The sequence below is a fragment of the Pseudomonas frederiksbergensis genome (genome assembly GCF_003732665.1).
GTDB classification, from domain to species: domain Bacteria; phylum Pseudomonadota; class Gammaproteobacteria; order Pseudomonadales; family Pseudomonadaceae; genus Aquipseudomonas; species Aquipseudomonas frederiksbergensis_G.
Genome location: NZ_MOBP01000016.1, coordinates 60,157 through 82,260 on the forward strand (window position 1 = coordinate 60,157; position 22,104 = coordinate 82,260).

Here is a 22,104-nt window from a genome sequence, read left to right on the forward strand (position 1 = left end):
CTTCGGATGGGCCTTTTTTATTGACTGCTGTTTTGCTTAATTGATTAGCTTGCTACTCAATAATGCCTGACCGTTAAGTCAGACATTAGCAACACACTCATCTCAACTCGCCGACGCTTCCTGAACCACACGAATAACCCGCTGTGGAAAAGGAATATCGATACCGGCAGTCTTCAAGCGATCACGGGATTGTTCATTGAACATGAACATCACATCCCAATAATCGGCCGTCTTGACCCACACGCGCAGGGAAACAGTGATCGAACTGTCGCCCAACGTCGAAATAACGGCTTGCGGTGCAGGTTCTGCCAGGATGCGCTCATCCTTGGCCAGTTCCAGCAATACTTCACGGGCCTTCTGCAAGTCCGCTTCGTAATCCACGCCAACATCAAACACCACTTTGCGGGTTGGCTGACGGTTAGTGTTGGTGATGATGCCGTTCGACAGGTTGCCGTTCGGAACAATGATGGTCTTGTTGTCGCCAGTGCGAAGTACGGTGTGGAAAATCTGGATGCTGTCGACCGTACCCGCCACGCCTTGGGCTTCGATCCAGTCGCCAATGCGGAATGGACGGAACAACAGAATCAGCACGCCGCCGGCGAAGTTCGCCAAGCTGCCCTGCAATGCCAGGCCGATGGCCAGGCCGGCCGCACCGATGGCGGCGACGAACGAGGTGGTTTCCACACCAATCATCGAAGCCACGCTGACAATCAGCAGCACCTTGAGAATGATGTTGGCCAGGCTGCTGATAAAACCTTGCAGCGCCAGGTCGGCATTGCGCAGTGCCAGCAGGCCGCCGAGCTTCTGTGTGACCTTGTTGATCAGCCACCAGCCGATGCCCAGAGTAATCACCGCCAGCAGCACACGACTGCCGTATTCCATGATCATCGGGATCCAGGCTTGAGACGCCTTGACCAGATTGTCTACTTCAGCATTCAAATCCATCTACTTTCTCCTCGGTTAAGCACAATCCAGTGTGGGAGCGGGCTTGCTCGCGAAAGCGGTGTGTCATTCGACATCGATGTCGACTGATACGCCCACTTCGCGAGCAAGCCCGCTCCCACAGGGGTTTCCCGCATTGAAGGATCAGTCGCGGAAGTTGTTGAACTGCAGCGGCATGTCAAACGTCTTGGCGCGCAGGGCCGCGATGGCTTCCTGCAAATCGTCGCGCTTCTTGCCGGTGATGCGCACTTGCTCGCCCTGGATGGAGGCCTGGACCTTGAGCTTGGCGTCCTTGACGTGAGCAACGATTTTCTTCGCCAGCTCTTTGTCGATGCCTTCCTTGAGCACGGCTTCCTGCTTCATCAGCTTGCCCGACGCGTAAGCATCTTTGACTTCAAGGCATTGCACGTCGATCTTGCGCTTGACCAGGGACAGCTTGAGGATCTCGATCATCGCTTCGAGCTGGAAATCGGCTTCAGCGGTCAGGTTGACAGTCAGGTCCTTTTCCTTGAACTCGAAGGTGCCCTTGCCTTTCAGGTCATAACGACGATCGAGTTCCTTGACGGCGTTCTCGACCGCGTTGGTGACTTCGTGTTTGTCCAGTTCGGATACCACGTCGAACGACGGCATGTAGTTTCTCCAATAAAAAGGCGCGCTCGATCACGATGGAGCGCGCTTGGCTTGCGGTTAAAATCGGGCTCATTATAACGGGTCTTTTCCAACCGATACTGCGAGCCTCACATGCCTGCCTCAAACCGAGCAAAAAGCTGATGTCCACCACCTGGCATGTCTTGGGCGCCGGTAGTCTCGGCACATTGTGGGCCACGCGCCTGGCGCGGGCCGGTGTTCCCGTCCGGTTGATCCTGCGCGATGAACAGCGTTTGCAGGCCTATCAGACGAGCGACGGATTGACGCTGGTGGAGCACGGCGTCGCCAAAACCTATGCCGTGCCCGGCGAAACGCCCGACAGCAGCGAGACGATCAACCGTCTGCTGGTGGCGTGCAAAGCCTACGACGCCGAAAAAGCCGTGGCGCAATTGGCACCGCGCCTGGCCCAGGGTGCCGAGCTGATTCTGTTGCAGAACGGCCTCGGCAGTCAGGATGCGGTCGCCGCGCAGGTGCCCCAGGCCCGCTGCATCAGCGCGTCGAGCACCGAAGGTGCGTTCCGCGATGGCGACTGGCGCGTGGTGTTCGCCGGCCACGGCTACACCTGGCTGGGGGACGCCGGGCATCCAGTGGCACCAATCTGGCTGGACGACTTGAGCGCCGCCGGAATTCCCCACGAGTGGAGCATCGACATCCAGACCCGGCTGTGGCGCAAACTTGCGCTCAACTGTGCGATCAATCCGCTGACCGTGCTGCACGATTGTCGCAACGGCGGTTTGCAGCAGCATCACTGCGAGGTGGCTACCCTCTGCGCCGAACTGACCGAGCTGCTGGAGCGTTGTGGGCAACCGGCCGCCGCTGAGCACCTGCAACAGGAAGTCGAACGGGTGATCCAGGCCACCGCCGCCAATTACTCGTCGATGTACCAGGACGTCGCCAATCAGCGCCGCACCGAAATCAGCTATCTATTGGGTTATGTCTGCAAAGTGGCGGCGCGGCACCGCTTGAACCTGCCACACCTCAATCAGCTCGAAGCGCGGTTGGTTGCCCATCTGCACAGCCTTGGATTGCCCAGCGACTGAGCAGCGGCTACGCTGGCCACTTGTTCCTATTGTGCGATGAACCTGATGCCACTGCGCCAGCGCCTCGAAAACCTTCCCGTCGGCCAGAAACTGCTGGCCGCCCTGCTGGTGCTGTTGATTACCGTCCTGCTGGTCGCCAACCTGACCTTCATCAGCGCCGCGTACTACATTTCCCAGGAAAGCATGGCGCCCCAGGCCCTGCAGACTATCGGCCGACTGGTGTCAAACCCGAGCCTGGTGGCCGAAGCCTTGAAGTCGCCGCAAAGCGCCGAACGCCTGCTCAATGAACTCAACAGCTATTCACCGTTGCGCGCAGCGGCACTGTATGACGGTGACGGCGAACGCCTGGCGCAGTTGCAGCACGGCGACAAGCTCAAGCTGCCGGAGCGCTACCGGCATATCGAAGCCTGGCAAGCCACGGAGTTTCGCAGCAACCAAATCATTACCCTGCCCCGCCCCGGGACTAATCCCGGTCATCTGTTGCTGGTGGCCAGCAGCGAATTGCCGGTGGCGTTCTACACCGGGACCCTGACGGCCAGTCTGGGCATCCTGATCTTCAGCGTGTTGCTGTGGCTGGTGATCGCCCGGCAGATCAAACGCCTGATCACCCGGCCGATCCATGAACTTGAAGAACTGTCCCGGCAAGTGACCCGGGAAGAGAACTACGCCCTGCGCGCCTCTCGCGGCAACCACGATGAAATCGGTAGCCTCGCCGAGGCGTTCAACACCATGCTGTCGCGTATCGAAGCCCGGGAGCAACAACTCAAGCGCGCCCGGGACGATTCCCAGGCTGCCTACGATCAGGCCCAGGGCCTGGCGGAAGAAACCCGCCACACCAACCGCAAGCTGGAGCTGGAAGTCCAGGTGCGGAGCAAGATCGAGAAGAAGCTCACCGGGTTCCAGAACTACCTCAACAGCATCATCGATTCCATGCCCTCGGCGTTGATCGCCCTCGATGAACAACTCTACGTGACCCAATGGAATCAGGAGGCCAGCGCCCTGTCCGGCACGCGCCTGGATGAAGCGCTGAACCAACCGATCTTCCTCGCCTTCGAACCACTCAAGCCGTTTTTGCCACAGCTCAAGCAAACCGTCGAGCAGCACACCGTGGCCAAGATCGAGCGGGTGACCTGGTTCAAGGACGACGAAGCCAAGCACTACGCCCTGACCTTCTATCCGTTGATGGGCGGTGCCGGGCGTGGCGTGGTGATCCGCATCGATGACATCACCCAGCGCCTGTCCCTGGAAGAAATGATGGTGCAGTCGGAAAAAATGCTCTCGGTCGGTGGACTCGCCGCCGGCATGGCCCACGAAATCAACAACCCGTTGGGGGCGATCCTGCACAACGTGCAGAACATCCGCCGGCGCCTGTCCCCGGACCTGCCGAAAAATCTGGAGCAGGCCGAACACGTCGGGATTGAGCTGGAAACGGTCAATCGCTACCTGCAAGCCCGGGAAGTGCCGCAGTTGCTCGATGGCATCCAGCAGGCCGGGGCGCGGGCGGCGAAGATCGTGACGCACATGCTCAGCTTCAGCCGCCGAAGCACCCGGCAAATGGCCCCGTGCGACTTGCCGGCGCTGATCGATCAAGCAGTGGAAATCGCCGGCAATGACTTCGACCTGGCCATCGGCTTCGACTTTAAGGGCCAGGCAATTATTCGTCAGTTCGACCCGGCGCTCGGCCCGGTGCCCGGCACCGCCAACGAACTGGAGCAAGTGCTGCTCAACCTGCTGAAAAACGCAGCCCAGGCCATTCACCAACGGGAAGACGACCGCGAACCGGGACGAATTATCCTGCGCACCAAGCTCAATCCACCGTGGGCAGAAATCCAGGTCGAGGACAACGGCATCGGCATGAGCGAGAACGTGCGCAAGCGCACCTTCGAGCCGTTCTTCACCACCAAGGAAATCGGCCAAGGCACGGGCCTGGGGCTGTCGGTGTCGTATTTCATCATCACCAATAACCACAAGGGCCAGATGGAAGTGCAGTCGACCCTCGGCCAAGGCACTTGCTTCACCCTGCGCCTGCCGTTGGCGGGCACCCCGCTCGTCTCCCAAGAACTCAATCAGCTACCGAGGTAACCATGGGCTTTCGCTTGTCGAAGATTTACACCCGCACCGGCGACAAAGGCGAAACCGGCCTGGGTGATGGCCGCCGTGTGCCCAAGGACCACCCGCGCATCGAGGCCATTGGCGAGGTTGATACGCTGAACAGTCAGGTCGGTGTGTTGCTCGCCGGACTGGCCGCCGAAAGCGCGACTTTTCCGGGTTTGCAGGAAGTGATCGAGGTGCTGGCACCCTGTCAGCATCGACTGTTCGACCTCGGCGGTGAACTGGCGATGCCGGTGTATCAGGCCTTGAATGAAGCGGAGATCGAAAGGCTGGAAGCGGCCATCGATGTGTGGAATGAAGAGTTGGGGCCGCTGGAGAATTTCATACTGCCGGGCGGTTCGGCATTGATCGCCCAGGCCCATGTGTGCAGAAGCCTGGCGCGCACGGCGGAGCGGCGTTGTCAGCATTTGAATGCCGTTGAGCCGTTGGCCGGGGTGGGCCTGGCGTATATCAATCGGCTGTCGGATTTGTTGTTTGTGGTGGCGCGGTTGATTGCCAAGCGCCAGGGGATTGCCGAGATTTTGTGGCAACCGGCGGCCAAACCACAGAGTTAAGCGGCGCCTTTGAGGACGCCTTCGCGGGCAAGCCTCGCTCCTACAGGGGGGGTATGCGTATTCCTGTAGGAGCGAGGCTTGCCCGCGAAGAGGCCATTAGCTACACCAAAGAATCAGGCCAAAACGCCCGAATCCCCGCCACACCCTGCGCCCCGGCGGCCCAAGCCTTTTCCAGCTCCGCCGGGCCAATGCCCCCGAGCAAGAACACCGGTTTGCTGAAGCCTTCGATCAGGGTCGCCGCCTGCTCCCAACCCAACGGCCGGGCATCGGGATGCGTCTGGGTCAGCTCCACCGGCGACAGGGTGACGAAATCCACGCCCATCTGCTCGGCCAACGCCAGTTCTTCCGCGTTATGGCAGGACGCCGCCAACCAGCGCGACGCCGGCAGCGGTCGGCCCTTCTCCGCGTATTTGCGTAATTGCGCAGCCGTAATGTGCCAACCGGCGGACGGGAAGTCGCCCAGCCACTCAAACGGCCCCTTGATCATCAACTGCGCCTTGCCGGCACACAGCCCCGCCGCATCCACCGCCAGGTCGCGGTATTTCGGGTCGTAGCCGTTGGGGGCGCGCAGTACGATCAACTTGATGCCACCGGCAATGGCTTTCTGAATGCCGCGCAACAACGCCGGGGTTTCCAGGTCTTCGGGAGTCACCAGGTATTGCGATGGCAGGCGCGCCGCCGCGACGATCGGCTGGTTGGCCGCCGGGAACTCGTAGTTCAGCAAGTCACGGGGCGCGACCCATTCCAGCGGCTGGCCTTCGGCGCCGTGGGGCTCGCCGGTAAACGCCGAGACGTCCCAGACATCCAGCAACACTTGCTTGTCCGGGTAGTCGTGGCGAACCTTGATCAGCGGCCGCGCCGCCCCGACGACAATCCCCAGTTCTTCCTGAAGTTCGCGAGCCAGTGCCGTTTCGACGGACTCGTCTGCCTCGACCTTGCCCCCGGGAAACTCCCACAAACCGCCCTGATGCTGAGTATCGGCACGGCGGGCGATCAGGATCTTGCCAGCGCTGTCACGGATAACAGCGGCGGCGACATGAACTCGTTTCACAGCGCTACCTCCTCCAGACCCGCCTTCTGCCAGGCCTTGAAGGCTGGCCATTGGTAAATCGTTTCGACGTAAGCCTCATCCACTGCCGGCAACTTCACCCGGTAGGTGCGCAAGCGCACGGCAATCGGGGCGAAGAAAGCATCGGCCAGCGTGGCGCCGCCAAACAGGAACGGACCGCTGTCGGTTGCGACGGCGCGACATTCAGCCCACAACGCCAGCATCCGCTCGATTTCGGCTTGAACGTCAGCCGGGGTCGAAGCCAGCGCTTCGTCGCGGCTCAGGTCGAAGGACATGTTGCCGCGCATCGCGAAAAAACCGCTGTGCATCTGCGCACAGGCCGAGCGGGCCTGGGCGCGGGCGGCGGTGTCTTTGGGCCAGAGGCCGGCATCGGGAAACTGCTCGGCCAGGTATTCGGCGATTGCCAGGGAATCGGCGATGACACCGTGCTCGGTTTTCAGCAGCGGGACTTTACCGGTGGGCGAATGCTTGAGCAGGCGGTCGCGAGTGTCGGGCTGGCCGAGTTTGATCAGTTCTTCGGTATAGGGAGCGCCGGTCAGGTCGAGGGCCAGGGCACCGCGCAGGGACCAGGAGGAAAGCAGTTTGTCGCCGATGATCAGGTGGAGGCTCATGTTCGGGACCTTTTGGTGAAGGGGTACAGGCCAGAATCTCTAGCGTTTGGTCGGGCCCCTTCGCGAGCAAGCCCGCTCCCACAGGAGATTTGTGAGCGCCACAGATCAACTGTGGGAGCGGGCTTGCTCGCGAAGGGAACGACTCGGTCTTAAGTCCGGTACTCAGCGTTGATCTTCACGTACTCGTGGGACAAATCGGTGGTCCAGATGGTTTCGCTGCAATCGCCGCGACCCAGTTCGATACGGATAGTGATTTCTTCCTGCTGCATCACCGCCGAGCCTTGGGCTTCGGTGTAGGTCTCGGCACGGGCGCCACGGCTGGCGATGCACACGTCCCCCAGGAACACGTCGATCTTGCTCACGTCCAGGTTCGGCACGCCGGCACGGCCGACGGCAGCGAGGATGCGGCCCCAGTTCGGGTCGGAGGCGAACAGCGCAGTCTTGATCAGCGGCGAGTGGGCCACGGTGTAGCCGACGTCCAGGCATTCCTGATGATTGCCGCCGCCGTTGACTTCAACGGTGACGAACTTGGTCGCGCCTTCGCCGTCACGGACGATGGCCTGGGCCACGTCCATGCACACTTCGAATACAGCCTGTTTCAGCTTGGCGAACAATTCGCCGCTGGCGGAAGTGATTTCCGGCAGCGCAGCCTGACCGGTAGCAATCAGCATGCAGCAATCGTTGGTCGAGGTGTCGCCGTCGATGGTGATGCGGTTGAACGACTTGTTGGCACCGTCCAGCAGCAGGTTTTGCAGCACGTCACGGGCAACTTTGGCGTCGGTGGCGATGTAGCCGAGCATGGTTGCCATGTTCGGGCGGATCATGCCCGCGCCTTTGCTGATGCCGGTGACGGTGATGGTCACGCCGTCATGCTGGAACTGACGGCTGGCGCCTTTTGGCAAGGTGTCGGTGGTCATGATGCCCGTGGCGGCGGCTTCCCAGTTATTCACCGAAAGGTCGTCGAGGGCGGCTTGCAACGCGCCTTCGATCTTCTCGACCGGCAGCGGCTCGCCGATCACACCGGTGGAGTACGGCAGCACCAGGCTGGCGTCGACCCCGGTCAGTTCGGCCAGTTTGGCGCAGGTGCGCTCGGCGGCGGCCAGGCCAGGTTGGCCGGTGCCGGCGTTGGCATTGCCGGTGTTGGTCAGCAGGTAACGCACCGGGCCTTGCACGCGCTGCTTGGCCAGGATCACCGGAGCTGCGCAAAACGCGTTCAGGGTGAACACACCCGCGACCGTGGAACCTTCAGCGCAGCGCATGACCACGACATCCTTGCGCCCAGGGCGCTTGATGCCGGCCGAGGCGATACCGAGTTCAAAACCGGCAACCGGGTGCAACGTTGGCAAAGGACCAAGACCAACAGCCATGAATGCGCTCCTTTCTAAATGATGTCAGCACCGTTTCAGGAAGAACGGTGGGTTTAAATGGCAAAACGCCGCGACGGCTGATGCCGGTCGCGGCGCGGGTATTTCAGCGATTGAAACGGGTTTTACTGGATCTGCCCGTGGCAATGCTTGAATTTCTTGCCCGAACCGCAGTAGCACAGTTCGTTACGGCCCAGCTTCTGTTCGTTGCGTACCGGCGCGGTGGCAAGGGCGACATCGACCTCTTCACCCAGCAGTTCCGGCTGTTCAAGACCCGGTGCTTCGTCGTGCTGGAATTGCATGCGCGCGGCCAGTGCCTCGGCTTCCTGGCGCAGGCGCTGCTCTTCCGCTTCCGGATCTTCGCGGCGAACCTGAACGTGGGACAGCACGCGGATCGAGTCGCGCTTGATCGAATCCAGCAGCTCGGAGAACAGCGTGTACGACTCGCGCTTGTACTCTTGCTTCGGGTTCTTCTGCGCATAACCACGCAAGTGGATGCCGTGACGCAGGTGATCCATGGTCGACAGGTGGTCTTTCCACAGGTCATCCAGAACGCGCAGGACGATTTGTTTCTCGAAGCTGCGCAGCGCGTCGACGCCCGCCTGGTCTTCTTTCTCGTTGTACGCGGCGATCAGCTCGTTCATCAGCTTCTCGCGCAGGGTTTCTTCGTACAGGTGATCGTCTTCGTCGAGCCATTGCTGGATCGGCAGCGCCACACCGAAGTCGCTCTGCAATGCCGCTTCCAGACCGGCCACGTCCCACTGCTCTGGCAGCGATTGTGGTGGAATGTGCGCGCTGACGGTGGCGTTGAGCACGTCCTGACGGAAGTCGGCGATGGTTTCACCGATGTTGTCGGCGGCCAGCAACGTGTTACGCATGTGATAGATCACTTTACGCTGTTCGTTGTTGACGTCATCGAACTCGAGCAATTGCTTGCGAATGTCGAAGTTGCGCCCTTCAACCTTGCGCTGGGCCTTCTCGATGGCGTTGGTCACCATGCGGTGCTCGATCGCTTCACCGGACTGCATGCCCAGGGCCTTCATGAAGTTCTTCACCCGGTCAGAGGCGAAGATGCGCATCAGGCTGTCTTCCAGCGACAGGTAGAAACGGCTGGAACCGGCGTCACCCTGACGACCGGCACGACCACGCAACTGGTTGTCGATACGACGCGATTCGTGACGCTCGGAGGCAATTACCTGCAGGCCGCCGGACTCCAGCACTTGCTGGTGGCGCTTCTGCCAGTCGGCCTTGATCTGGGCGATCTGCTCGGGGCTCGGGTTTTCCAGCGCCGCGACTTCCACTTCCCAGTTACCGCCCAACAGGATGTCAGTACCACGACCAGCCATGTTGGTGGCGATGGTCAGTGCGCCTGGGCGACCGGCCTGGGCGATGATCTCTGCTTCTTTTTCGTGGAACTTGGCGTTCAGGACCTTGTGTTCGATGCCTTCCTTAACCAACAGGCTGGACATGTGTTCCGACGTTTCAATGGTCGCAGTACCCACCAGCACCGGACGGCCCTGGGTCATGCATTCCTTGATGTCGGCGACGATGGCCGCGTATTTCTCGTCCGCGGTGAGGAACACCAGGTCGTTGTAGTCTTTACGCGCCAGCGGTTTGTTCGGCGGGATAACCATCACCGACAGACCGTAGATCTGGTGGAATTCGAACGCTTCGGTGTCCGCAGTACCGGTCATGCCGGACAGCTTGTTGTAGAGACGGAAGTAGTTCTGGAACGTGGTCGAGGCCAGGGTCTGGCTTTCGGCCTGGATGTTCAGGTTTTCCTTGGCTTCGATGGCCTGGTGCAGGCCTTCGGACAAACGACGGCCGGGCATGGTACGACCGGTGTGTTCGTCGACCAGTACAACCTGACCGTCCTGCACGATGTATTCGACGTTGCGATGGAACAGCTTGTGCGCACGCAGACCGGCGTAAACGTGGGTCAACAGGCCCAGGTTATGCGCCGAGTACAGGCTCTCGCCTTCAGCCAGCAGGCCGATGCGAGTGAGCATTTCTTCGACGTACTGGTGACCGGCTTCGTTGAGTTCGACCTGGCGGGTCTTCTCATCGACGGTGTAGTGGCCAGCCTTGGTGACTTCGCCTTCGACTTCTTCGATGTGCAGTTCCAGTTGCGGGATCAGTTTATTGATCTCGACATACATTTTGGAGCTGTCTTCGGCCTGACCGGAAATGATCAGTGGCGTACGGGCTTCGTCGATGAGGATGGAGTCGACTTCGTCGATCACGGCGAAATTGAGTTCGCGCTGGAATTTTTCTTCCATGCTGAACGCCATGTTGTCGCGCAGGTAGTCGAAACCGAATTCGTTGTTGGTGCCGTAGGTAATGTCGGCGGCGTAAGCCAGGCGTTTCTCTTCCGGCGGCTGGAACGGCGTAACCACGCCGACCGTCAGGCCGAGGAATTCGTAGAGCGGGCGCATCCAGTTGGCGTCGCGACGGGCCAGGTAGTCGTTCACGGTAACAACGTGCACGCCTTTACCGGACAGCGCGTTCAGGTAAACGCCCAGTGTGGCCACCAGGGTCTTGCCTTCACCGGTACGCATTTCCGCGATCATGCCTTCATGCAAGGTCATGCCGCCGATCAACTGGACATCGAAGTGACGCATACCCATGACACGCTTACCGGCTTCGCGGGCGACCGCAAAGGCTTCAGGCAGGAGCTTGTCGAGGGTTTCCCCTTTGGCGATGCGGGCCTTGAACTCATCTGTCTTGGCACGCAATTGATCGTCCGAAAGGGCCACCATTTGCTCTTCGAAGGCATTGACGAGTTGCACCGTCTTGAGCATGCGTTTGACTTCACGCTCATTCTTGCTTCCAAAAAGTTTCTTTAACAAAGGCGCAAACATATCGGCAGGATCTTCCACACTAAAGGGATGGAGGGCGGCCCCGTGAGTCGCCCGTGCAGCCCTCATGGCCGCATGCGAACGAGCATTCTACCCGGAAACGATGGTGAGGAAAGTGGCGTTATTCCACGATGCATGCACTGCGCTGTTACGGGGCTCACTTAAAATAAGGGCTTTTTGCTGAACTTCAAGCCATTCACGGTAGAAGTTACTTGTTGATTTAATGGGTAAAGCGCTCGCAAAGCAATGGGTCAGGCGCATCGAGTGCTTTCTGCTAACATGGCCGCTCTGTTACTTCAGGTGTCTGATCATGGCATTTCGCCCTCTCACGGCCAGAGCACCCGCCGTTCTGCTTCGCGAAGCCAAACCGCTGAAAGCCATTTTCGGCCATGCTCAACGCCTGGGTCATTTGCAACGCCTGGTGGAAAGCCAATTGCAACCCGCCGCCCGGGAACACTGCCACGTGGCCTCGTGGCGCGAAGGCAGTTTATTGCTAATTGTCACCGACGGTCACTGGGCGACACGCCTGCGTTATCAGCAAAAACGCCTGCAACGGCAGCTGCAATTGTTTGACGAGTTCGCCAGCCTGACCCGAATCCTGTTCAAGGTGCAACCACCGACCGTCCAGCAGGGCGCGGCGGGGCATACCATCAGTTTGTCCGTGGATGCGGGTGCTACGATTCAGGCGACGGCGGATGGGATCACTGATCCGAATTTGCGGGCAGCGCTGGAACGACTGGCGGCGCACGCCAAACCAAAAGACTGATGAAAATCCTGTAGGAGCGAGGCTTGCCCGCGAAGCTTTTGGCGCCCTCAAGGGCCTCTTCGCGGGCAAGCCTCGCTCCTACATTGATTGTGGCCAGCCAGGAATTCAGCGGCGTTTGCTTCCTCCCAATAGAGAGCCCATCAACCCACGCACCAACTGTCGGCCCAACTGGTTCGCCGCCTGTCGCATCGCCGATTTCAGCGCCTGCCCCGCCGCCGTACCCAGAAATTCCCCGGCCTTGTCGGTAAAACTCGGCTCCTCAGCAGCCGGCTTACCCGGTTCAGCCTCCGGCGCCAGGCCCTTGCGCCCCATCAACACTTCATACGCGGACTCACGATCAATCGGCTTGTCGTAACGCCCCTTGAACGGCGACCCGGCGATCAGCATCGTGCGCTCGGTTTCGGTCAACGGCCCGATCCGCGACTGCGGCGGTGCGACCAGCACTCGCTGGACCATCTCTGGCGTGCCCTTGTCCTGCAAGGTGCCGACCAGCGCCTCGCCGATCCCCAGTTCCGTCAACACCGACAAGGCGTCGAACGCCGGGTTCGGCCGGAAGCCCTCGGCCACGGCGCGCAACGATTTCTGTTCCTTGGCGGTGAACGCCCGCAAGCCGTGCTGGACCCGCAAGCCGAGCTGGGCCAACACGTCGTCCGGCAAGTCCCCCGGCGACTGTGTGACGAAATACACGCCCACGCCTTTGGACCGAATCAGGCGCACCACTTGCTCCAGGCGCTCCTGCAACGCCTTGGGGGTGTCGGCGAACAACAAGTGCGCTTCGTCGAAAAACAGCGCCAGCAGCGGTTTGTCCGCATCGCCGCGTTCCGGCAGTTGTTCGAACAGTTCCGCCAGCAGCCACAGCAGGAAGGTCGCGTAGACCTTGGGCGCTTCGTGCACCAGACGGCTGGCATCGAGCAAGTGAATGCGCCCGCGGCCATCGGCGGTCGGTTGGAGGATGTCTTCGAGTTGCAGCGCCGGCTCGCCGAACAAGGCTTCGGCGCCCTGCTGTTCCAGGGTCGCCAGGCGTCGTAGCAGCGCCTGGCTGGAACCGGTGGTCATCAACGCCGCGTCTTCACCGAGCAATTGCGGGTTGTCCCTCAGGTGATTGAGCAGCGCCTTCAAGTCCTTCAGATCCAGCAGCAACAGGCCTTCGCGGTCGGCGACCTTGAACGCGGCGTACAGCGCCGACTGTTGGCTGTCGGTCAGTTCCAGCAGCGCGCCGATCAGCAGCGGGCCCATTTCGCTCAACGTGGTGCGCAAGGGATGACCGGACTCACCGTGAATGTCCCACAACGTCACTGGATACGCCTGGGGCTTGTAGTTCAGCCATGGCATGCCGGCGATACGTTCGGCGACTTTGCCCTGAGGGTTGCCGGCGGCACCGAGACCGCACAGATCACCCTTGATGTCGGCGGCGAACACCGCCACGCCAGCGTCGCTGAAGGCTTCGGCCAGGCGCTGCAAAGTGACGGTCTTGCCGGTGCCGGTCGCGCCCGCGACCAGTCCGTGACGGTTGGCCAGGCGCATGGCCTGGGCGATCGGCTGCCCCGCGAGGTCGGCGCCGATAACGAGTTGCGATGAGTCAGGCATTTTGTCACCCCGGTTAATCTTTGATTCTGCACGGCCGATAAATAGAAGCGAGAGACCAGACTGAAGAACGCGTCGGTAATCCCCTAAGGAGAGACGGAATATCAGCATGTTTTCAACACTGCCCATTTTGCGCGCCTTTATAAAGCACGCCCCTGGACATTAAGACCTTAGCGGACACCCCAAGCCATGAACAAAAATCTGCGCTTTAGCCATAAGATCCTGCTTGCCGCCGCCCTCATCGTCATCGCTGCCTTTGCCTCGTTCACGCTGTACAACGACTATTTGCAGCGCAATGCGATTCGCCGCGATCTGGACAACTATTTGCAAGAAATGGGCAGCGTCACCGCCAAAAACATTCAAACCTGGCTGGCCGGCCGCAGCCTGTTGATCGAAAACCTGTCACAAACCGTTGCCCTGAACACAGAGGCGAGCAACGTCGGCACCCTGCTCGAACAAAAGTCCGTGAGCTCGACCTTCATGGGGGCTTTCCTGGGTAACAAGGACGGCTCGTTCATTATCCGCCCGAACAGCAAAATGCCTGACGGCTACGATCCTCGTGTTCGCCCGTGGTACAAGGCTGCGCAAAGCGCCAGCGGCTCGGCCCTGACTGACCCCTACATCGATTTGGCCTCGGGTCAATTGGTGATTTCCATCGTCAACCGGGTCATCAAGGACGGTCAGGAAGTGGGTGTGGTCGGTGGCGATTTGAGCTTGCAGGTGATCGCCGACAGCCTCAACGAACTGGACTTCGACGGCATGGGTTATGCCTTCCTGGTCAGCGCCGACGGCAAGATCCTCGCCCACCCGGATAAAGCGCTGGTGATGAAAACGCTCAAGGATGTCTACCCGCAAGACACCCCGCCAATCAGCAGTCAGTTGAGCGAAATCGAGGTTGACGGCAAAACCCGCATCGTCACCTTCACGCCGATCAAGGGCCTGTCCTCGGTCAACTGGTACGTAGGGCTCTCCGTGGACAAGGGCAAAGCCTTCTCCATGCTCAGTGAGTTTCGCACCTCGGCCATCATCGCCACCCTCATCGCCGTGGCCATCATCATCGCCCTGCTTGGCATGTTGATCCGCATCCTGATCCAGCCGCTGCACGTCATGACCCGCGCCATGGAAGACATCGCCGACGGTGAAGGCGACCTGACCAAGCGCCTGACCATCCAGAACCAGGACGAATTCGGCATCCTCGGCACCGCGTTCAACCGTTTCGTGGAGCGGATTCATACCTCGATCCGCGAAGTCTCCTCGGCCACCGGCCAGGTCAACGAAGTCGCGCTGCGGGTGGTCGCGGCTTCGAACTCGTCGATGTTCAACTCCGACCAGCAAGCCTCGCGCACCAATAGCGTGGCTGCGGCGATCAATCAGCTCGGCGCCGCCGCCCAGGAAATCGCCCGTAACGCTGCACAAGCGTCGAACCAAGCCAGCGACGCCCGCAGCCTCGCCGAAGACGGCCAGCAAGTGGTGGATCGCAGCATCAAGGCGATGAATCAGCTCTCCAGCATGCTCAGTGCGTCGAGCACCAACATTGAGTCGTTGAACAGCAAAACCGTGAACATCGGGCAGATTCTCGAAGTGATCACCAGCATTTCCCAGCAAACCAACCTGCTGGCGCTTAATGCCGCGATTGAAGCGGCCCGTGCCGGTGAAGCCGGTCGCGGCTTTGCCGTGGTAGCCGACGAAGTGCGCAACCTGGCGCACCGCACCCAGGAATCGGCGCAACAGGTGCAGACCATGATCGAGGAGCTGCAAGTCGGCGCCCGGGAATCCGTCAGCACCATGAGCGAAAGCCAGCGCCACAGCCAGGACAGCGTGGAAATCGCCAACTTGGCCGGCGAACGGCTGAACAGCGTGACCCTGCGCATCGGCGAGATCGATGGGATGAACCAGTCGGTGGCTACCGCGACCGAGGAGCAGACGGCGGTGGTGGAGTCGATCAATGTCGACATTACCGAGATCAATACGCTGAACCAGGAAGGCGTCGAAAACCTGCAATCGACCTTGCGTGCGTGTTCGGACCTTGAACAGCAAGCGGCGCGGTTGAAGCAGTTGGTGGGCAGTTTCCGTATCTGAGGCATCCTTTAGGGCCTCTTCGCGGGCAAGCCTCGCTCCTACAAGGATTACGCAATCCCCTGTAGGAGCGAGGCTTGCCCGCGAAGGCGGCCTATCAACCACCACATCCCCCGCCCGCAAAACCCCAACCGAACATCTATCCTTCATAAAGGTCAACCTAGGGAGAGCCAAGACCGGAGGGATGTTCATCGTGCATATCGCGGACATAACCATGTTCTACGCCCCTGCCAGCGGTGGCGTGCGCACGTATCTGGATGCCAAGCACCGTCGCTTGAGTGTGAAACCGGGTATTCGTCACAGTCTGCTGATTCCGGGTTCTCACCTGAGCGAACAGGACGGTGTGTACAAGGTTCCCGCTCCCGCCCTGCCCTTCGGCAAGGGTTATCGTTTTCCCCTCCGTCTCGCGCCTTGGCGCAATGTCCTACAGGATTTGCAGCCCGATCTGATCGAAGTCGGCGACCCGTACCTCACGGCCTGGGCGGCGCTGGACGCCCGGCGGCAATTGGACGTGCCGGTGATCGGTTTTTATCACTCGGACCTGCCGCTGTTGGTGAGCAACCGCATGGGCAACTGGGTGACCACCAATGTCGAGGCCTACGTCAGCAAGCTCTACGGCAATTTCGACCGCGTGCTGGCACCGAGTCAGGTCATGGCCGACAAACTGACCGGCCTCGGTGTCCGCAACGTATTCGTGCAACCCTTGGGCGTCGACCTGCAAACCTTCAACCCCGGCGCCCGCGACCACGACCTGCGGGCCGAACTGGGGATTGCTGAAGACACCCGGCTGCTGATCTTCGCCGGTCGCGGTTCCAAAGAGAAAAACCTGCCGGTACTGCTCAACTGCATGCAACGCCTGGGGCCGCGCTATCACTTGCTGCTGGTGGGTTCGTCAATGCCGGCCCAGGTGCCGGATAACGTCACGGTGGTGGATGAGTTCTGCCCGGCCACCCAGGTTGCGCGGTTGCTGGCCAGTGCCGATGCGCTGCTGCATGCCGGCGATCAGGAAACCTTCGGCTTGGTGATCCTCGAAGCCATGGCCAGTGGCATTCCGGTGGTGGCGGTGGCGGCCGGGGCCTTCAAGGAAATCATCACCGATCAATGCGGCCTGCTCTGCGCCCCCAACAATCCGCTGGCCATGGCCAACGCGGTGCGCGAATTGTTCAGTCGGGGCAACATCAGCCTGGGCCAGCAGGCCCGGCAGCATGTGGAACGGCATTACGCCTGGGATGCGGTGGTCAACAGCTTGCTCGGCCACTATCACGCCGTGCTCGGCGAGCCCTGGCCGCTGACCGCCAATGGCTGAGTTCACGCACCCTCCCGCGCTGTTGCTGGTGCTGCACGACGTCGCACCGCAGACCTGGGCCGATTACCAACCCTTTGTCGAAGCTGTCGATGCCTTGGGCCGGGTGCCGATGACCTGGCTGGTGGTGCCCGACTTCCACAAACACAATGATCTGCAAGCACACCCGGGCTTTCGACGGATGTTGAGCGGTCGCGTCGAGCGCGGCGATGAATTGGCGCTGCACGGTTATTTTCATTGCGATGACAGCCCACCGGCCACCACGCCCAAAGACTGGTTCATGCGGCGCATTTATACCCACGAAGGCGAGTTCTACAGCCTGTCCCAAGCCGCCGCCCTCGCCCGCCTGCGCGCCGGCATCGAAGTCTTTCACCGCTACCATTGGCCGTTGCAGGGGTTTGTCGCCCCGGCCTGGCTGATGAGCGAAGGCACGCGCCAGGCATTGCGCGAGTTGCCATTGAGTTACACCAGCAGCCCGCAACATCTGTATCGTCTGCCGGACTTCACCGCGATCGATGCCCCCGGCCTGGTCTGGAGTGCGCGCAGTGCCTGGCGTCGCGGGCTGTCGAAATGGGTCAGCGATCAGCGCGAACAACGCTGGCGCCAGGCTCCGGTGATTCGCCTGGGCCTGCACCCGGTGGACATGCGCCATGGATTTTCCCGCAATTACTGGCTACAAACCCTTAAACGCTTACTCGACGAGGGCCGTGTGCCAATGACCAAAGCCAACTGGCTAATGCTGCACCCAGACCGTCTCGGCCGCGTCGCATGAGTCGCGGGATTCTGCTGTTCCTCGCCCTGCTCGCGGCGGTGCTGATTCCACTGGTGCTGGGCGGCAACGAAACCTGGTCGCGCCTGCAAAGCTTTCCCCTGAGCGGGTTGCTGGTCATGTTCGGCATGATTCTGCTGTGCTGGGTGGTCAACACGATGCGCTTGCGCCTGTTGCTGGGGGATCAGCGGGACAAGGTCAGCCGCGTCAAAAGCCTTGGCGTGGTGATGGCCGCCGAGTTCGCCTACTGCGCCACCCCCGGTGGCAGTGGCGGGCCGCTGACGATCATGGCCCTGCTCGCCCGCAACGGCGTGCGCCCGGCCCGGGGCAGCGCAGTGTTTGCCATGGACCAATTGAGCGATTTGCTGTTTTTCCTCTGCGCCCTGTGCGGGATTCTGATTTACGCGCTGTTCCAGCACCTCAGCCAGCGCATGGAGTGGCTGCTGATTGTCAGCGCCGTCTCGATGTTTGGTGGGTTGGTCAGTTGCGTGATTGTGGCCCGCTATCATCGGCTGCTGATTCGCCTCATGGGCCGCCTGCTGGCGCGGCTGAACGTCAAAGCCACCACCCGCCTGCGCTGGGCACGCAAACTCCTGCACTTTCTGGCGGCATTCACTGACACGCTGAAGCTGCCCGTTCAGACGCTGATAAAGGTGTTCGCCTTGACCTGCCTGCATTGGGCGATTCGCTATAGCGTGCTGTATTTGGCGTTGCGCGGGCTGGGCGCGGATTTGCAGTGGGCCTGGACCTTTCTGATCCAGATGCTCTCGCTGAGTGCGGGGCAGTTCAGTTTGCTGCCTGGGGGTGCCGGGGCGGCGGAATTGACGTCGGCGGCGCTGCTGGCGCCGATGGTGGGGAAATCTACCGCGGCGGCGGCGATCCTGATCTGGCGGGCGGTGACCTATTACTTTTATCTGGTGGTCGGTGGGCCGGTGTTCTTGCTGATGCTCGGGCGGCCGTTGCTCAAGAAGCTGATGAAGTTCAAGCAGGCTTAAGTGTGTCGTCGGACTCTTCTTGCAACTGCTCCCACAACTCGGCGGCACCGGGGAATTCAGTCCCGTCTTCAGGGCCCATGTCCTCCGGGTCATAACGACTCAAACAACCTTCGCCCAGGGTGGCAGGCGCCTTGGAAGTGGCTTTGTCCAATGGATCGGCCATGGTCAATTCCTCTCGCTACACAGATCGTTCCCACGCTCTGCGTGGGAATGCCGCCCGGGACGCTCCGCGTCCGTTTTTAAGCATGACGTAGAGCGTCACAGGATGCATTCCCACGCAGAGCGTGGGAACGATCATTGCGTAGTTTAGAACACGACAGTTTTATTGCCGTGCACCAACACCCGGTCTTCCAGGTGATAACGCAGGCCACGGGCCAGGACCATCTTCTCGACATCGCGGCCGAAACGCACCATGTCTTCAATGCTGTCGCTGTGGCTGACGCGCACGACGTCTTGCTCGATGATCGGACCGGCGTCCAGTTCTTCGGTGACATAGTGGCAAGTGGCGCCGATCAACTTCACGCCACGCAGGGAAGCCTGGTGGTACGGCTTGGCCCCGACGAACGACGGCAGGAAGCTGTGGTGGATGTTGATGACTTTGTGGGCATATTCGCTGCACAACTCTGGCGGCAAAATCTGCATGTAACGGGCAAGTACTACCACTTCGGCATCGTGCTGTTTGACCAGGCGCGAGACTTCGGCAAACGCGGGCTCTTTGTCCTGCGGATTGACAGGTACGTGGTAATAAGGAATGCCGTGCCACTCAACCATGCTGCGCAAGTCGTCATGGTTGGAAATCACGCAGGAAATTTCGCAGTCCAGTTCATCGCTGTGCCAGCGGTGCAGCAAGTCGGCCAGACAATGGGATTCACGACTGGCCATCAACACCACGCGTTTCTTCTGTGCGGTGTCGGTAATACGCCAGTTCATCGAGAACTCTTCAGCAATCGGAGCGAACGCTTCGCGAAAGGCTTCGAGACCGAAAGGCAGCGAATCGGCACGAATTTCGTGACGCATGAAGAACCAACCGCTCAGATTATCCGAGTGATGGCTCGCTTCAGTGATCCAGCCGTTATGTGACGCCAGAAAGTTACTGACTTTAGCAACGATGCCGACGCGGTCCGGGCAAGCAATCACCAGCCGAAAAGTGCGCATGTGGGTCAAACTCCAGAACTTCGTAAAGGCCGCCATTCTAGCGATTGCGCAGCAAAACTGCAGTATTGATCACGCCCTGCCCTGCACGCCGCTCAGTGCCGCAGGTGGGTGACAGCATCAGCGCCCCGCGCGATGGTGCTCTTGCAGCCCATCTTCAAGAGCGCAATTGTGAATATCTGTGTTGATTCGTCTGACACTATTTAACAACACATCCAATTTGTGACGGATTCATCGCAACTAAATTAAATAAACTCCGGTTAAATGTTTACTTGATGAAACACCCTGACTATTATTGCCGCACTGTCCCCTGCCATCCCGCGTCCTACATAAGGTAGTCCTCATGTCCTTGATCAACGAATACCGCGCCACCGAAGAAGCTATCAAAGAGCTGCAAGCCCGTTTGAAGAATCTGTCCCAAGACGACAAACTGCAAACCGAGCTGGAATTCGAAGGCAAACTGCGCACCCTGATGGGTGAGTACTCCAAATCCCTGCGTGACATCATCGCGCTGTTGGATCCAGAGTCCAAAACCAAGGCACCACGCGGCGGCGCAGTAAAAACTACTGGCACCAAGCGTGCTCGCAAAGTTAAACAATACAAAAACCCGCACAACGGCGAAGTCATCGAAACCAAAGGTGGCAACCACAAAACTCTGAAAGAGTGGAAAGCCAAGTGGGGCGGTGATGTGGTTGAAGGCTGGGCTACCCTGCTGGGCTAAGCCGCACGCCTGTCGCAGACCGGTTCTGTGACACAAAAGAACGCCAGCGTATGCTGGCGTTTTTTTATGCCCGGCATTCAGGCTTCACTATTCGATTTCAAAGACTCAAACGTTTGCGTAATCCCTGGACATAATTTGCCCATTCATTCAGTACCTCTTGCTGAAACGTTGTAGCGCTATTGGCCAATTGTGCCGAGGCCTGCGCAAAAGATTCCAGGGTATTGGGTGCCCCCCACTCCGGCGCACTCAAACGTTGCTGACAAAACAGCCGCCAGCGTTCTTGCTCTTCGAAATTCAACGTGTCAGGGAAGTTGCGTGCGCGATATCGAAACAATAATTCAGGTAAACGTTCATCATCGAACGGCCATTGTTGTTGCGCTAATTGCACAGGGTCTGCGGCCCGGACTTGCTCACATAGACGCCGATCCCGATCCCCGATAAATCCATCGTATAACTGTTGCTCCGGGTCCTGGCTCGCGGCGAAATCTTCGCTGGCATAAATCGCCATGACTTTATCTCGCCAAACTTGTTGTGCGTCACTTAGCCGCAGTGCCCGCTGCTGATATAGCGCCATATCCAGCCCCAGGCGCTGCTGATCTTCAGCACGCAGTACCGACAACGGCGCCACCACCGGGCACTTATTGATATGAATGAGTTTGAGCGGCACCGGCAACTCGCCTTCGGCCAGCTCATCGCGACGGGTATACAGGCGCTGACGCAGCGTCTCGGCATCCAGATCCAGCAGGCCCTGGGGGTCCAGGTGCAAATCGCAGACAATCAGCGCGTTCTTGTTGCGCGGGTGCCAGGCCAGGGGCAGCACAACGCCGACATAACTTCGCGCCGCCGAGAAACGCCCGGAGATATGCACCATCGGTTGCAACAACCGAACCTGATCCATCACCTTTTGTTTACTGCGCAACTGAAACAGCCAGTCATACAGCTTCGGCTGTTTCTCACGGATCAAACGGGCCAGGGCGATAGTGGCGCGCACGTCCGACAACGCTTCGTGGGCATTACCGTGATCGATGTTATTGGCCACGGTCAGGCGATCCAGCTTCAGCGTCACCCGCCCTTCGTCATCCGTGGGCCAGTTCAGGCCGTCGGGGCGCAAGGCGTAGGCGGCGCGCACCACATCGATCAGGTCCCAGCGACTGTTGCCGCCCTGCCACTCCCGTGCATAGGGGTCGAAAAAATTTCGATACAGGCTGTAACGGGTCATCTCGTCGTCGAAACGCAAGGTGTTGTAACCGGCGCCACAGGTGCCGGGGGCCGCGAGTTGGGCATGCACCCGGGTCATGAAATCGGCTTCGCTCAAGCCTTGCTCGGCCAGGCGACTGGGGGTGATGCCGGTAATCGCGCACGCCGCCGGGTGCGGCAGGATGTCGTCGCTGGGCTGGCAGTACAGATTGACCGGCTCGTCTATTTCATTGAGCGCAAAGTCGGTGCGAATCCCCGCCACTTGCAACGGGCGATCGCAACGGGGATTGATGCCAGTGGTTTCATAGTCGTACCAGAAGATGGAGGTCACGGGCTATTCCTG

19 protein-coding genes and 1 pseudogene are annotated in these 22,104 nt (G+C 60.0%); 10 read left to right on the forward strand and 10 right to left on the reverse strand.

Annotated features, from left to right (window positions below; all coding sequences use genetic code 11):
• Positions 1-102 precede the first annotated feature (102 nt).
• The gene (locus BK665_RS25320) at positions 103-945 is read right to left on the reverse strand and encodes a mechanosensitive ion channel family protein (protein ID WP_123409291.1); all 843 of its coding nucleotides are present in this window, start codon (positions 943-945) and stop codon (positions 103-105) included.
• A gap of 141 nt (positions 946-1,086) precedes the next feature.
• On the reverse strand, positions 1,087-1,572 hold the full coding sequence (locus BK665_RS25325; protein WP_054045015.1) for a YajQ family cyclic di-GMP-binding protein: 486 nt from the start codon (positions 1,570-1,572) through the stop codon (positions 1,087-1,089).
• 140 nt (positions 1,573-1,712) lie between these two features.
• Between BK665_RS25325 and BK665_RS25330 the strand changes: the two genes are divergently transcribed.
• From BK665_RS25330 to BK665_RS25340, 3 genes are read left to right on the forward strand one after another with little or no spacing between them, the layout of a single operon-like run.
• Positions 1,713-2,630, forward strand: coding sequence for a putative 2-dehydropantoate 2-reductase (locus tag BK665_RS25330; RefSeq protein ID WP_123409292.1), 918 nt, complete (start codon positions 1,713-1,715; stop codon positions 2,628-2,630).
• Between the two features lie 45 nt (positions 2,631-2,675).
• On the forward strand, positions 2,676-4,712 hold the full coding sequence (locus BK665_RS25335; protein ID WP_123409368.1) for a sensor histidine kinase: 2,037 nt from the start codon (positions 2,676-2,678) through the stop codon (positions 4,710-4,712).
• A gap of 2 nt (positions 4,713-4,714) precedes the next feature.
• A complete protein-coding gene (locus BK665_RS25340; RefSeq protein ID WP_123409293.1) occupies positions 4,715-5,296 on the forward strand; it encodes a cob(I)yrinic acid a,c-diamide adenosyltransferase in 582 nt (193 codons plus the stop codon).
• Between the two features lie 100 nt (positions 5,297-5,396).
• Here the strand turns inward: BK665_RS25340 and BK665_RS25345 are convergent, their stop codons facing one another.
• From BK665_RS25345 to secA, 4 genes are all read right to left on the reverse strand, one after another.
• A complete protein-coding gene (locus BK665_RS25345; RefSeq protein ID WP_123409294.1) occupies positions 5,397-6,347 on the reverse strand; it encodes a Nudix family hydrolase in 951 nt (316 codons plus the stop codon).
• Positions 6,344-6,976, reverse strand: coding sequence for a glutathione S-transferase family protein (locus BK665_RS25350; RefSeq protein WP_123409295.1), 633 nt, complete (start codon positions 6,974-6,976; stop codon positions 6,344-6,346). The genes BK665_RS25345 and BK665_RS25350 overlap by 4 nt, the downstream gene beginning before the upstream one ends.
• A gap of 149 nt (positions 6,977-7,125) precedes the next feature.
• Positions 7,126-8,343 (reverse strand): bifunctional glutamate N-acetyltransferase/amino-acid acetyltransferase ArgJ, encoded by a 1,218-nt coding sequence (gene argJ / locus BK665_RS25355; RefSeq protein WP_123409296.1) that lies wholly within the window; start codon positions 8,341-8,343, stop codon positions 7,126-7,128.
• Between the two features lie 122 nt (positions 8,344-8,465).
• Positions 8,466-11,201, reverse strand: coding sequence for a preprotein translocase subunit SecA (gene secA, locus BK665_RS25360; protein ID WP_123409297.1), 2,736 nt, complete (start codon positions 11,199-11,201; stop codon positions 8,466-8,468).
• A 307-nt stretch (positions 11,202-11,508) separates the two neighbouring features.
• On the opposite strand from secA, the gene BK665_RS25365 reads away from it, so the two are divergent.
• The gene (locus BK665_RS25365; protein WP_123409298.1) at positions 11,509-11,964 is read left to right on the forward strand and encodes a DUF721 domain-containing protein; all 456 of its coding nucleotides are present in this window, start codon (positions 11,509-11,511) and stop codon (positions 11,962-11,964) included.
• A 105-nt stretch (positions 11,965-12,069) separates the two neighbouring features.
• On the opposite strand, the gene BK665_RS25370 is transcribed toward BK665_RS25365, so the two are convergent.
• Positions 12,070-13,551 (reverse strand): helicase HerA-like domain-containing protein, encoded by a 1,482-nt coding sequence (locus BK665_RS25370; protein WP_123409299.1) that lies wholly within the window; start codon positions 13,549-13,551, stop codon positions 12,070-12,072.
• 186 nt (positions 13,552-13,737) lie between these two features.
• Between BK665_RS25370 and BK665_RS35410 the strand changes: the two are divergent.
• The 5 genes and pseudogenes from BK665_RS35410 to gpgF form a co-directional block, all read left to right on the forward strand.
• A pseudogene (locus tag BK665_RS35410) lies at positions 13,738-14,769 on the forward strand (HAMP domain-containing protein); the annotation flags it as partial.
• A 93-nt stretch (positions 14,770-14,862) separates the two neighbouring features.
• Positions 14,863-15,627 carry a methyl-accepting chemotaxis protein gene (locus tag BK665_RS35415; protein ID WP_375538741.1) on the forward strand — a complete coding sequence of 255 codons (765 nt, stop codon included), beginning with the start codon at positions 14,863-14,865 and terminating at the stop codon, positions 15,625-15,627.
• 181 nt (positions 15,628-15,808) lie between these two features.
• Entirely contained in the window at positions 15,809-16,930 is a 1,122-nt protein-coding gene (gpgS, locus tag BK665_RS25380) for an N-acetylglucosaminyl phosphatidylglycerol synthase (protein ID WP_123409301.1), read from the forward strand.
• Entirely contained in the window at positions 16,923-17,699 is a 777-nt protein-coding gene (gene gpgD, locus BK665_RS25385) for an N-acetylglucosaminyl phosphatidylglycerol deacetylase (protein WP_123409302.1), read from the forward strand. Before gpgS ends, gpgD begins: the two co-directional genes overlap by 8 nt.
• On the forward strand, positions 17,696-18,691 hold the full coding sequence (gene gpgF / locus BK665_RS25390) for a glucosaminyl phosphatidylglycerol flippase (RefSeq protein WP_123409303.1): 996 nt from the start codon (positions 17,696-17,698) through the stop codon (positions 18,689-18,691). Before gpgD ends, gpgF begins: the two co-directional genes overlap by 4 nt.
• Here the strand turns inward: gpgF and BK665_RS34535 are convergent.
• Positions 18,678-18,854, reverse strand: coding sequence for a hypothetical protein (locus BK665_RS34535; protein WP_185076638.1), 177 nt, complete (start codon positions 18,852-18,854; stop codon positions 18,678-18,680). The genes gpgF and BK665_RS34535 overlap by 14 nt on opposite strands.
• A gap of 143 nt (positions 18,855-18,997) precedes the next feature.
• Positions 18,998-19,846, reverse strand: a complete 849-nt coding sequence (gene purU, locus BK665_RS25395; RefSeq protein WP_054045042.1) for a formyltetrahydrofolate deformylase — start codon at positions 19,844-19,846, stop codon at positions 18,998-19,000.
• A 340-nt stretch (positions 19,847-20,186) separates the two neighbouring features.
• On the opposite strand from purU, the gene mvaT reads away from it, so the two are divergent.
• Complete coding sequence (gene mvaT / locus BK665_RS25400; RefSeq protein ID WP_007933316.1) at positions 20,187-20,564, forward strand: histone-like nucleoid-structuring protein MvaT; 378 nt, start codon at positions 20,187-20,189, stop codon at positions 20,562-20,564.
• A 97-nt stretch (positions 20,565-20,661) separates the two neighbouring features.
• Here mvaT and sbcB read toward each other — a convergent pair whose 3' ends face one another.
• Entirely contained in the window at positions 20,662-22,092 is a 1,431-nt protein-coding gene (sbcB, locus tag BK665_RS25405) for an exodeoxyribonuclease I (RefSeq protein ID WP_123409304.1), read from the reverse strand.
• Positions 22,093-22,104: the final 12 nt, after the last annotated feature.

Bases quoted from the DNA above. Each gene is read 5' to 3' on its own strand.
- argJ (WP_123409296.1), bottom strand. From the start codon at position 8,343: ATGGCTGTTGGTCTTGGTCCTTTGCCAACGTTGCACCCGGTTGCCGGT.
- BK665_RS25365 (WP_123409298.1), top strand. From the start codon at position 11,509: ATGGCATTTCGCCCTCTCACGGCCAGAGCACCCGCCGTTCTGCTTCGC.
- BK665_RS25370 (WP_123409299.1), bottom strand. From the start codon at position 13,551: ATGCCTGACTCATCGCAACTCGTTATCGGCGCCGACCTCGCGGGGCAG.
- gpgD (WP_123409302.1), top strand. From the start codon at position 16,923: ATGGCTGAGTTCACGCACCCTCCCGCGCTGTTGCTGGTGCTGCACGAC.
- purU (WP_054045042.1), bottom strand. From the start codon at position 19,846: ATGCGCACTTTTCGGCTGGTGATTGCTTGCCCGGACCGCGTCGGCATC.
- BK665_RS25320 (WP_123409291.1), bottom strand. From the start codon at position 945: ATGGATTTGAATGCTGAAGTAGACAATCTGGTCAAGGCGTCTCAAGCC.
- gpgS (WP_123409301.1), top strand. From the start codon at position 15,809: ATGTTCATCGTGCATATCGCGGACATAACCATGTTCTACGCCCCTGCC.
- BK665_RS25340 (WP_123409293.1), top strand. From the start codon at position 4,715: ATGGGCTTTCGCTTGTCGAAGATTTACACCCGCACCGGCGACAAAGGC.
- BK665_RS35415 (WP_375538741.1), top strand. From the start codon at position 14,863: ATGTTCAACTCCGACCAGCAAGCCTCGCGCACCAATAGCGTGGCTGCG.
- BK665_RS34535 (WP_185076638.1), bottom strand. From the start codon at position 18,854: ATGGCCGATCCATTGGACAAAGCCACTTCCAAGGCGCCTGCCACCCTG.
- secA (WP_123409297.1), bottom strand. From the start codon at position 11,201: ATGTTTGCGCCTTTGTTAAAGAAACTTTTTGGAAGCAAGAATGAGCGT.
- gpgF (WP_123409303.1), top strand. From the start codon at position 17,696: ATGAGTCGCGGGATTCTGCTGTTCCTCGCCCTGCTCGCGGCGGTGCTG.
- BK665_RS25325 (WP_054045015.1), bottom strand. From the start codon at position 1,572: ATGCCGTCGTTCGACGTGGTATCCGAACTGGACAAACACGAAGTCACC.
- BK665_RS25335 (WP_123409368.1), top strand. From the start codon at position 2,676: ATGCCACTGCGCCAGCGCCTCGAAAACCTTCCCGTCGGCCAGAAACTG.
- BK665_RS25330 (WP_123409292.1), top strand. From the start codon at position 1,713: ATGTCCACCACCTGGCATGTCTTGGGCGCCGGTAGTCTCGGCACATTG.
- BK665_RS25350 (WP_123409295.1), bottom strand. From the start codon at position 6,976: ATGAGCCTCCACCTGATCATCGGCGACAAACTGCTTTCCTCCTGGTCC.
- mvaT (WP_007933316.1), top strand. From the start codon at position 20,187: ATGTCCTTGATCAACGAATACCGCGCCACCGAAGAAGCTATCAAAGAG.